At 69.8% G+C, this 9,110-nt stretch carries 10 protein-coding genes; 8 read left to right on the forward strand and 2 right to left on the reverse strand.

What is annotated here, in order from left to right:
• Positions 1 to 19: 19 nt before the first annotated feature.
• From OV208_RS15570 to OV208_RS15605, 8 genes are all read left to right on the forward strand, one after another.
• The gene (locus OV208_RS15570) at positions 20 to 397 is read left to right on the forward strand and encodes a hypothetical protein (RefSeq protein ID WP_267574628.1); all 378 of its coding nucleotides are present in this window, start codon (positions 20 to 22) and stop codon (positions 395 to 397) included.
• A complete protein-coding gene (locus OV208_RS15575) occupies positions 397 to 786 on the forward strand; it encodes a DUF1801 domain-containing protein (protein WP_267574629.1) in 390 nt (129 codons plus the stop codon). Before OV208_RS15570 ends, OV208_RS15575 begins: the two co-directional genes overlap by 1 nt.
• Before the next feature lie 81 nt (positions 787 to 867).
• Entirely contained in the window at positions 868 to 1,395 is a 528-nt protein-coding gene (gene hslV, locus OV208_RS15580; protein WP_120536022.1) for an ATP-dependent protease subunit HslV, read from the forward strand.
• Positions 1,396 to 1,407: 12 nt separating this feature from the next.
• Complete coding sequence (gene hslU / locus OV208_RS15585; RefSeq protein ID WP_267574630.1) at positions 1,408 to 2,805, forward strand: ATP-dependent protease ATPase subunit HslU; 1,398 nt, start codon at positions 1,408 to 1,410, stop codon at positions 2,803 to 2,805.
• A 108-nt stretch (positions 2,806 to 2,913) separates the two neighbouring features.
• Positions 2,914 to 4,092, forward strand: coding sequence for an aspartate aminotransferase family protein (locus tag OV208_RS15590; RefSeq protein WP_267574846.1), 1,179 nt, complete (start codon positions 2,914 to 2,916; stop codon positions 4,090 to 4,092).
• A 93-nt stretch (positions 4,093 to 4,185) separates the two neighbouring features.
• Complete coding sequence (locus OV208_RS15595) at positions 4,186 to 5,469, forward strand: J domain-containing protein (protein ID WP_324291383.1); 1,284 nt, start codon at positions 4,186 to 4,188, stop codon at positions 5,467 to 5,469.
• 15 nt (positions 5,470 to 5,484) lie between these two features.
• Positions 5,485 to 7,329, forward strand: a complete 1,845-nt coding sequence (dnaK, locus tag OV208_RS15600) for a molecular chaperone DnaK (RefSeq protein WP_267574632.1) — start codon at positions 5,485 to 5,487, stop codon at positions 7,327 to 7,329.
• A 92-nt stretch (positions 7,330 to 7,421) separates the two neighbouring features.
• Complete coding sequence (locus OV208_RS15605) at positions 7,422 to 8,210, forward strand: hypothetical protein (protein ID WP_267574633.1); 789 nt, start codon at positions 7,422 to 7,424, stop codon at positions 8,208 to 8,210.
• Here the strand turns inward: OV208_RS15605 and OV208_RS15610 are convergent.
• Together OV208_RS15610 and OV208_RS15615 are read right to left on the reverse strand one after the other, a co-directional pair.
• Positions 8,194 to 8,676: an FAS1-like dehydratase domain-containing protein gene (locus tag OV208_RS15610; RefSeq protein WP_267574634.1), complete on the reverse strand. Its 483-nt coding sequence runs from the start codon at positions 8,674 to 8,676 to the stop codon at positions 8,194 to 8,196. The genes OV208_RS15605 and OV208_RS15610 overlap by 17 nt on opposite strands.
• 2 nt (positions 8,677 to 8,678) lie before the next feature.
• Positions 8,679 to 9,074, reverse strand: coding sequence for a MaoC family dehydratase (locus OV208_RS15615; protein WP_267574635.1), 396 nt, complete (start codon positions 9,072 to 9,074; stop codon positions 8,679 to 8,681).
• Positions 9,075 to 9,110 lie beyond the last annotated feature (36 nt).

The raw sequence follows: 9,110 nt of genomic DNA on the forward strand, positions 1-9,110 counted from the left end.
CAGGCCGGGTGGAGAAGCCATGAACTCGTTGAGCATGTCGATTCATGACGCCGCGGTTGTTGGCATCCATTCCAACCTTGATGACGAAGCATTGACCCTCGACCTCGTGCTTGAGGACAAGAGGGAACTCCTGCTCGAGTTCAAGGGCGCTCAGCATTGGAACCTGGAGGGATACAGGCCCCAGAATGTGCTGTTCGGTATCTACGAGTGGCGGGCTGGCGAGGAAAAGACGGCCCAGGTCTGCGAGGAGCTGGGGTTGAGTGAGGGCTGGGTCGAGAGCATCCTGGCCGGTGAACTCGTGGTTTTCGAACTCGACCCTTCCGTGGGGTTGGGTGGCTATGTGCTTGCGCGTTCCATGGAGGTGCGGCCCGCTTCATCTCCCAAGGAGAACCGTTGATGTCGAACCGGAACGAAGAGGTGGAGCAGTACATGGCGGCGCTCGAACATCCGCTGAAGGCGGAGATTGAAGCCGTGCGCAGCGCCATCCTTGCCTCCGACAAGACGCTCACCGAGCGCATCAAGTGGAAGGCCCCCAGCTTCTGTCACGGCGGCGATGACCGGGTGACATTCCGGCTGGCTCCCAAGGGCATCTTCCAGGTCATCCTGCACCGGGGCGCGAAGGTGAAGGACGCGACGGGCTTCGCCTTCGAGGACGACTCGGGGCTGGTGGAGTGGGCGGCCGTGGACCGGGGCGTCGTCACGCTCAAGGACGCGAAGGACGTGAAGGCGAAGAAGGCGGCCCTGGTGAAGCTGGTGGGCCGTTGGATCCAGGCCACCGTGGCCTGAAGGGCCCTCTGAGGGTGAGGGAGCGGACAGCCGGGCCGTGTTTGCTGGTGGGGGAGGGGCGGGCTTGTTAAACCTCCCGCCATGTTCCACGGCACCACCATCCTCTGCGTCCGCCGCGACCAGAAGGTCGTCATCGCGGGCGACGGCCAGGTCAGCCTCGACAAGACCATCATGAAGAACACGGCGCGCAAGGTGCGCCGCATTGGCGACGGGCAGGTGCTCGCCGGCTTCGCGGGCAGCACCGCGGACGCCTTCACGCTCTTCGAGCGCTTCGAGGCCAAGTTCAAGGAGCACCAGAAGAACCTGACCCGCGCCTGCGTGGAGCTGGGCAAGGACTGGCGCACCGACCGCTTCCTGCGCCGCCTGGAGGCGCTGCTCATCGTCGCGGACCGGGAGAAGACCTTCATCCTCTCCGGCGCGGGCGACGTCATCGAACCCGACCACGGCATCGCCGCCGTGGGCAGCGGCGGTTCCTACGCGCTGTCCGCCGCGCGCGCGCTCCAGGCGAACACGCAGATGTCGGCCCGTGACATCTGCACGCAGTCCATGGCCATCGCCGCGGACATCTGCGTCTACACGAACTCCAACGTCACCTACGAAGAGCTCTGAGAGGACCGCCCCGTGGCCGAATCGCGCAAGTTGTCCGCCTTCACGCCTCGCGAGGTCGTCAGCGAGCTGGATCGCTACATCGTCGGCCAGAACGACGCCAAGCGCGCCGTGGCCATCGCGCTGCGCAACCGGTGGCGCCGCCAGCAGGTCTCCGACGACCTGCGGGATGAAATCCACCCGAAGAACATCATCATGATCGGCCCCACCGGCGTGGGGAAGACGGAGATCGCCCGCCGGCTGGCGAAGCTGTCCCAGGCGCCCTTCGTGAAGGTGGAGGCCTCCAAGTTCACGGAGGTCGGCTACGTGGGCCGCGACGTGGAGTCGATGATCCGCGACCTCGTGGAGGCGGCCATCGCGCTCGTGCGCGAGGAGGAGACGGAGAAGGTCAAGCCGCGCGCGGAGGAACTCGCCGAGGACCGGCTGATGGAGCTCATCAAGAACGGCGGCGCGTCCCGTCCGTCCGCGTCGCCGCCCTTCGGCTTCTCGCCTCCGCCGCCCACCGCGCCGTCGGCGCTGGGCGACAGCGAGCGGGAGAAGCTGCGCGCCCAGTTGCGCGCAGGCACGCTGGATGATCAGCACGTGGAGGTGGAGACCAGCGAGAGCTCGCCCACGTTCATGCGCAACTTCAGCGGCCAGGGCATGGAGGAGATCGGCGTCAACCTCCAGGACCTGTTCAAGAACATGCCGGGCATGAAGAACACCCGGAAGCGCCGCGTGCGCGTGCCCGAAGCGCTCCAGATGCTGCGTGCGGAAGAGGCGCAGAAGCTGGTGGATCCGGACCGCGTCCAGCGCGAAGCGGTGCTGCGCGCGGAGTCCAGCGGCATCGTCTTCATCGACGAGATCGACAAGATCGCCAGCCGCGAGGGCGGCAAGGGCGGCGGGGGCCCGGACGTGTCGCGCGAAGGCGTGCAGCGAGACATCCTGCCCATCGTGGAGGGCTCCTCCGTCAACACGAAGTACGGGCAGGTGAAGACGGACCACATGCTCTTCATCGCGGCGGGCGCGTTCCACGTCTCCAAGCCGTCGGACCTCATCCCGGAGTTGCAGGGCCGCTTCCCCATCCGCGTGGAGCTGGAGGCGCTGTCCGGCGAGGACCTGGTGCGCATCCTGCGCGAGCCGAAGAACTCGCTCCTGCGCCAGTACACCGCGCTGCTCGCCACCGAAGGCGTGCGCCTGTCCTTCACGGACGACGCGGTGTCGGAGCTGGCGCGCATCGCCCAGCAGGCCAACGACCGGACGCAGAACATCGGCGCGCGGCGCCTGCACACCGTGCTGGAGCGGCTGCTGGACGACGTGTCCTTCACCGCCAGCGAACAGGGCCCGCGCGACTTCCAGGTGGACGGCGCCTATGTGCGCGAGCGCCTGTCCGCCATCGTCCAGGACGAGGATCTGTCGCGCTACATCCTCTAGCGCGCTAGCGTCCCCGCCGTTGTCCCCCGCGCAGCACGAATCGTGAGGAAGACCGCCTTGTCGCAACCGTCGCCATCCCCCGTCGCCTCTCCTGGCAACGACGCCCTCATGCAGAAGGCGAAGCAACACCTGCTGCAGAACTACAAGCAGCAGCCCATCGCCCTGGTGCGCGGGCTGGGCACGCGGGTGTGGGACGCGGACGGCAAGGCGTACCTGGACTGCATCGGCGGCATCGCCGTGTGCGCCCTGGGCCATTGCCACCCGGAGGTCGTCGCGGCGGCGAAGGCGCAGTTGGACCTGCTGTGGCACGTCTCCAACGTCTTCTATTCGCAGCCGCAGATCGACTTGGCCGCGCAGTTGACGGACTGGGCGGGCCTGCCTCGCGCGTTCTTCTGCAACTCCGGCGCGGAGGCCAACGAGGCGCTCATCAAGCTGACCCGCAAGGTGATGAAGGACCGGGGCACGCCGGAGCGCTTCGAGCTCATCACCTTCGACAAGAGCTTCCACGGCCGCACCCTGGCCACCGTCACCGCCACCGGCCAGCCCAAGTACCACGCGGGCTTCGAACCGCTGCCCGCAGGCTTCAAGCACGTGCCGTACGGGGACCTGGAGGTGGTGCGCCGCGCCGTGGGCCCCTCGACCGCGGCCATCCTGGTGGAGCCCATCCAGGGCGAGGGTGGGGTGCGCATGTCGCCCCCGGGTTTCCTCCAGGGCCTGCGCGCGCTGTGCGACGAACACGGCCTGCTCCTGCTCGTGGACGAGGTCCAGACGGGCATGGGCCGCACCGGCCTGCCCTTCGGCTTCATGCACGACGGCATCCAGCCGGACGCCATCAGCATCGCCAAGGCGCTGGGCAACGGCCTGCCCATGGGCGCCATGCTGTGCCGCGAGGAGCTGGCGAAGAGCCTCACCCCCGGCACCCACGGCTCCACCTTCGGCGGCAACCTGGTGTCCGCCGCCGCGGCCAATGCCGTCCTGCGCCTCTTGCGCCAGCCTGAGCTGCTGCCGGACGTGCAGGCGAAGGGCGAGCACTTCCTCGCGGGAGCGCGGACGCTCCAGGCCGCGCTGCCGGAAGGGCGCATCAAGGCCGTGCGGGGCAGGGGACTGTTGCTGGGCGTCGAGCTGGACCGGGAGGTCGCGCCCATCATCGCGAAGCTGCGCGATGCCGGACTGCTGGTGAACTCCGCGGGGGACACGACGCTGCGCTTCGCCCCTCCGCTCATCATCACCCGGCAGGAACTGGACGAAGCCCTGGGCATCCTCCAGCGTGTGCTGGCTTCCCTCTAGCCGCCTTCCCTTGAAGGGGCCCGTCACATCCGGGGCGTTTGACGCCTTGCGTCCCGGACACCTACACTTTGGGATTCGCCTGCCGCGGAACGTGTGACCTTGAGCGCGCCCAACCCCATCGTCGGCCTGGGGGGCCGGACCGACCACATCGCCACGGTGCCCCACCTGGATCCGTCCCGCCTCCAGCTCAGCTCGGAGGAGGGCTCGGTGCTGGCGCTGGTGGGCCGTGTCGAGCGCATCGACGCGGTGCTGTCCCGCTCCTCGCTGGGCGAGGCCCGCACCATCGCCGTGCTGCTGTCCCTGCGCGCCAAGGGCGCCATCGTCCCCGCGCGCGTGGTGCAACGCGCTACCCCCGCCGCCCCGGCCGTGGATGCCTCCATGGCGGAGGAAGTGGACCTGGAGCCAGAACAGAAGCGCGAAATCATCGACCTGGAGCGCGCGCTGGACGGGATGGACCACCACGCGGTGCTGGGCGTGCCCCGGGGCGCCACCGCCGCGGAGGTGAAGCAGGCGTATTACAACGCGTCCCGGCGCTTCCACCCGGACCGCTACTTCGGCAAGAACCTGGGCAGCTTCCGAGCCCGGCTGGAGCGCATCTTCAAGCGCCTCACCGACGCCCAGAACGCGCTCAGCCGCGCGGAGCTGCCCCCTCCCGCTGCCGCCGCCCCCGCCACGTTGTCCTCGGCGCCCCGTCCGGTGCCCGCGGCCGTGGCGCGCCCACCGTCCGGGGCCTTTGCTTCGGTCCAGCCGCCCGCCGCCCCCGCGGAGCCCGCCCCCGGGCCCGTTGACGCGGAGTCGGAGGCCCGCCGCGCCGAGCGTCAGGCCCGGCTCGCGCGCCACCCGTACATGGCGCGCACCCACAAGCTCACGGAGCTCATCGCCCGGGGCAAGACGGCCATCGTGAAGGGTGACTTCGAGCGGGCCTACCAGGACTTCAACCACGTGCTGGGCCTGGATCCGAAGAACCGCGAGGTCGCCGCGCTGCTCGTCGACGCGCGCCGCAAGCACGACCTGCACCGCGCGCAGGCCGAGGTGGAGCGGGGCCAGGAGATGGAGATGCGCGGGGACTTCGCCGGGGCGCACGCGGCCTACAAGCTGGCCGTGTCGCTCAACGGGGACAACGCGGAGGCGGCCTTCCAGGCTGCTCGCGTGGGCCGCGAGCTGGCGCATGACGCCAACGAGGTGCGGGCGCTCGCGCAGCGCGCGGTGGAATTGAAGCCGAGCCGTGGGGATTACCAACTGCTGGTGGCGCATGTGCTGCTGGCGGCGGGGCAGAAGAAGCAGGCCAAGCATCACTACGAGGAGGTCGTGCGCCTGGATCCGGACAACGCGGAGGCCCGTGCGGCCCTCAAGAAGTTGCGTTGGACGTTCTCGTGAGGTGCATGCTTCCCCATGGCTGAGTCCGGACCGCTGATTGGCATCGACCTGGGGACGACGAACAGCCTCGTCGCGACCGTGCAGGACGGTCAGCCGCTCATCATCAAGAACCGCACGGGCGCGCCCCTCACCCCGTCCGTGGTGGCGGTGTCGAAGAACGGCAAGCGGCTGGTGGGCGGCATCGCCAAGCGACAGGCCATCACCAACCCGCAGGACACGGTGTCTGCGGCCAAGCGCCTCATCGGCCGCAAGTTCTCCTCGCACCCCGTGCAGGACGCGTTGCGCGCCCTGACGTACCAGGTGGTCTGCGGCGCCCATGACGACGTGCGCATCCGGCTGGCCGGCCGCGACCTGGCCGTGCCGGAGGTCAGCGCGATGATCCTGGCCGAGCTGAAGGCGGACGCGGAGGCGCACTTCGGCCGGCCCGTCACCCAGGCGGTCATCACCGTGCCGGCCTACTTCAACGACGGCCAGCGGCAGGCCACCAAGGACGCGGGCCGCATCGCCGGGCTGGAGGTGCTGCGCATCATCAACGAGCCCACGGCGGCGGCGCTGGCGTACGGCTTCGGGCGCACGGTGAATGGGAAGATCGCCGTATTGGATCTGGGCGGCGGCACCTTCGACGTGTCGGTGCTGGAGATCAACAACGGCATCTTCGACGTGGTGGCCACGGGCGGCGACACCTTCCTGGGCGGTGAGGACTGGGACCACCGCATCATCGAATGGATGGTGTTCGGCTTCGCCAAGGAACACGGCATCGACCTGCGCAAGGACCGCATGGCGTTGCAGCGGCTGAAGGACGCCGCGGAGAAGGCCAAGGTGGAGCTGTCGTCGGTGAAGGAGACGCAGGTGCACCTGCCCTTCATCTGCACGCCGCCGGGCGGAGGCGCCGCGCTGCACCTGCAGTCCACGCTCACCCGCGAGAAGCTGGAGGACCTGACGGCGGACCTGGGCGAGCGCCTGGTGGGCATCACCTCCGAGGTGCTGGGCGAGGCGAAGGTGCGCCCCTCGGAGCTCAAGGAGGTCGTCCTCGTGGGGGGCATGTCGCGCATGCCCCGCATCGTGGAGCAGGTGCGCCAGTACTTCCGCCGCGAGCCCTGCAAGGGCGTGCACGCCGAGGAGGTGGTGGCCCTGGGCGCCGCCATCCAGGCGCACGCGCTGGTGGCGCAGGAGGGAGAGCTGCTGCTCCTGGACGTCACGCCGCAGAGCATGGGCGTGGCCATCGCGGGCGGCTATGTGCGCCGGCTGATTCCGCGCAACACCACCGTGCCCACGTCCGCGACGGAGGTGTTCGCCACCTCCAAGGACTTCCAGCGCACGGTGAAGATCATGGTGCTCCAGGGCGAGCACGAACTGGCGCACCACAATGAGTTGTTGGGCGAGTTCCTCCTCACCGGCCTGCGGGAGGCTCCGCGCGGTCAGGTGGAGATCGAGGTGACGTTCGACATCAACGCTGAAGGCATCGTGTCCGTGTCCGCGAGGGACCGTGACACCGGCCTGCGCCAGTCCATCACCGTCACCGCGTCCAGCGGCCTCACGGAGGATGAGCTGCGCCGCATCATGGACGAGCAGCGCGACTGGCTCGTCACCGCGCGCGCCTCGGAGGAGCTGAAGACCAGGCGCGTGGAGCTGGACATCCTGGCCCGGGACCTGGTGGACGCGCTCTCCCGCGTGCGGCTCCTGCCCGGGGCCGGAGGGCTGTCGCCCGACGTCGTCACCCGCGCCGAGCAGGCCCTGGACCAGGCGCGGCAGGTGCGCGGAGGCGAGGACGTGGGCGCGCTCACGCGAGCCTGCGAAGCGCTCTCCCAGAGCCTGCCGCTCTTGCGCTCGGCCAGTCCTCGCGGGACGCCGGGAAGGTAGCCGCGCATGTCCGGCCTTCACGCCCCGCACCGGCGATGTCTCCCCCAGCTCCAGGGCGTGGAGCCGCGTCACGCTCCGCGATGGAGTTCCCCATGAACACGCTCCGGGCCAGACAACTGGTCGAAGCCGGGTTGCTGTTGCGACTGAGTGGCGACACGCCGGGCGCGGAGAAGCTCTTCGTCCGGGCACTGGAGCTGGATCCCGCCAACACGCGCGCGCGCCAGTTGCTGACGCAGGCGGGCAGGGCTTCCGCTGCCCCGGCGAACGCGGCGGCGCCCGACCTGGAAGGGGACTGGGGTGCATGGGCGGATGCCGTGAGCCCCGGCCCCGCGGAGCCGCTGCCGGAGTCGGTGAACCTCCCGGAGGGGACGGGGACGCCGGGCGACGCGTTGGATCTCATCGCGGAGGCGCACCGCACCCAGGAGTTCGGCCTCCCGGAGAGCTTCTCCGGGATGGGAGCGCTGCCCCAGGGCTCGGAGGTGGAGACCCTGCTGCAGGGCGCGGAGGATCTGCTGACGCTGGATGACCATTCCGGCGCGGTGGACCTCTTGCGCCGGGCCCAGTCGCTGGCGCCGGAGGACCCGCGCGTGGAGGCGCTGCGCGACCGCAGCGAGCGCATCCTGGTGGGCATGTTGGAGGCCCGCCTGGGGGACTTGAACCGCATGCCCCGCGTGCGGTTGCAGCCGGACGACATCATCTGGCTCAACCTGGATCACCGCGCGGGCTTCGTGCTCGCGCAGATCGACGGCGCGGTGAGCTTCGACGACCTCTTCGCCCTGTCCGGGATGTCGCGGCTGGACACCGCGCGCATCCTCGCGCAGCTGCTCGACGAGGGCATCATCGCCCCCGGCGAGTCGCCCGTGTCTACGCGGGGCGGATGACGGCCGTCCACACGCCGCGCACCATGGGGTCCCCGTACGCGTTGCGCGACTCGGTGGTCACGACGAGGAAGTCCATCCCGGCCTTGCGGTACAGCTCGCTGATGTGGCCGGTGGTGGTGAGCACGTCGCCCACCCGCAGCGCGCCCAGGAACTGCAGCTCCTGCTCGCCGTGCACCAGCCGCACGCGGTCCACGCCCAGCTCCGGATCCGCGATGGCGGCGCTGAAGGGGCGGATGGCGAACACCACCGCGAAGCTGGGGAAGGCGATGAGGTTGCCGTAGGGCCCCGCCTTCGCCGCGTCCTCGTCGTAGAGCAGGGGGCTGACGTGGGCCGGCGGCGCTCCGAAAGTGCCCGCGGAGGGCACGGAGCCGCCCAGGATGAGGGAGAACTCTCGCGATTTCTCCCGGCCGATTTCGTAGGTGAAGGGGCCGTACGAGCGGCCGATGAACTTCGGGTCCAGGGCCATGGCTATCCGAGCGAGGTTTCAACGACGGCGCCCCGGAGGACGGGCTCGCCGCGTTGGTTGGTGGCGGTGACTTCCGTGCTCAGCCGGCCATCCGCGATGGCGGTGACACGGCCCTGGAAGGTGACGGTGTCCTCGGGCAGCACCGGCCGGGAGAAGCGCACCCGGACGCGGCGCACGAGGCCCGGGTCCCCCACGAAGACGGCCACGGCCTCCACGGCCCAGCCCAGCGTGCAGAGGCCCTGGAGGATGACGCCGTCGAAGCCGGCGAGCCTCCCCACCTCCGGGTCGATGTGGATGGGGTTGTAGTCCCCGGAAGCGCCCGCGTAATACACCGGCCGCAGCCGGTCGCACTGGCGGACGTGCGTGAAGGTGTCTCCCACCTGGAACGTGCGTGCCATGAGGCGGGCAAGCCTACCGCCCCCCGCGCACGGGTG

The organism is Corallococcus sp. bb12-1, assembly GCF_026626765.1.
GTDB lineage: Bacteria > Myxococcota > Myxococcia > Myxococcales > Myxococcaceae > Corallococcus > Corallococcus terminator.

Coding starts and splice junctions, on each gene's coding strand:
- OV208_RS15575 (WP_267574629.1), top strand. CDS start 397: ATGTCGAACCGGAACGAAGAGGTGGAGCAGTACATGGCGGCGCTCGAA.
- hslV (WP_120536022.1), top strand. CDS start 868: ATGTTCCACGGCACCACCATCCTCTGCGTCCGCCGCGACCAGAAGGTC.
- dnaK (WP_267574632.1), top strand. CDS start 5,485: ATGGCTGAGTCCGGACCGCTGATTGGCATCGACCTGGGGACGACGAAC.
- OV208_RS15610 (WP_267574634.1), bottom strand. CDS start 8,676: ATGGCCCTGGACCCGAAGTTCATCGGCCGCTCGTACGGCCCCTTCACC.
- OV208_RS15570 (WP_267574628.1), top strand. CDS start 20: ATGAACTCGTTGAGCATGTCGATTCATGACGCCGCGGTTGTTGGCATC.
- OV208_RS15605 (WP_267574633.1), top strand. CDS start 7,422: ATGAACACGCTCCGGGCCAGACAACTGGTCGAAGCCGGGTTGCTGTTG.
- OV208_RS15590 (WP_267574846.1), top strand. CDS start 2,914: ATGCAGAAGGCGAAGCAACACCTGCTGCAGAACTACAAGCAGCAGCCC.
- OV208_RS15615 (WP_267574635.1), bottom strand. CDS start 9,074: ATGGCACGCACGTTCCAGGTGGGAGACACCTTCACGCACGTCCGCCAG.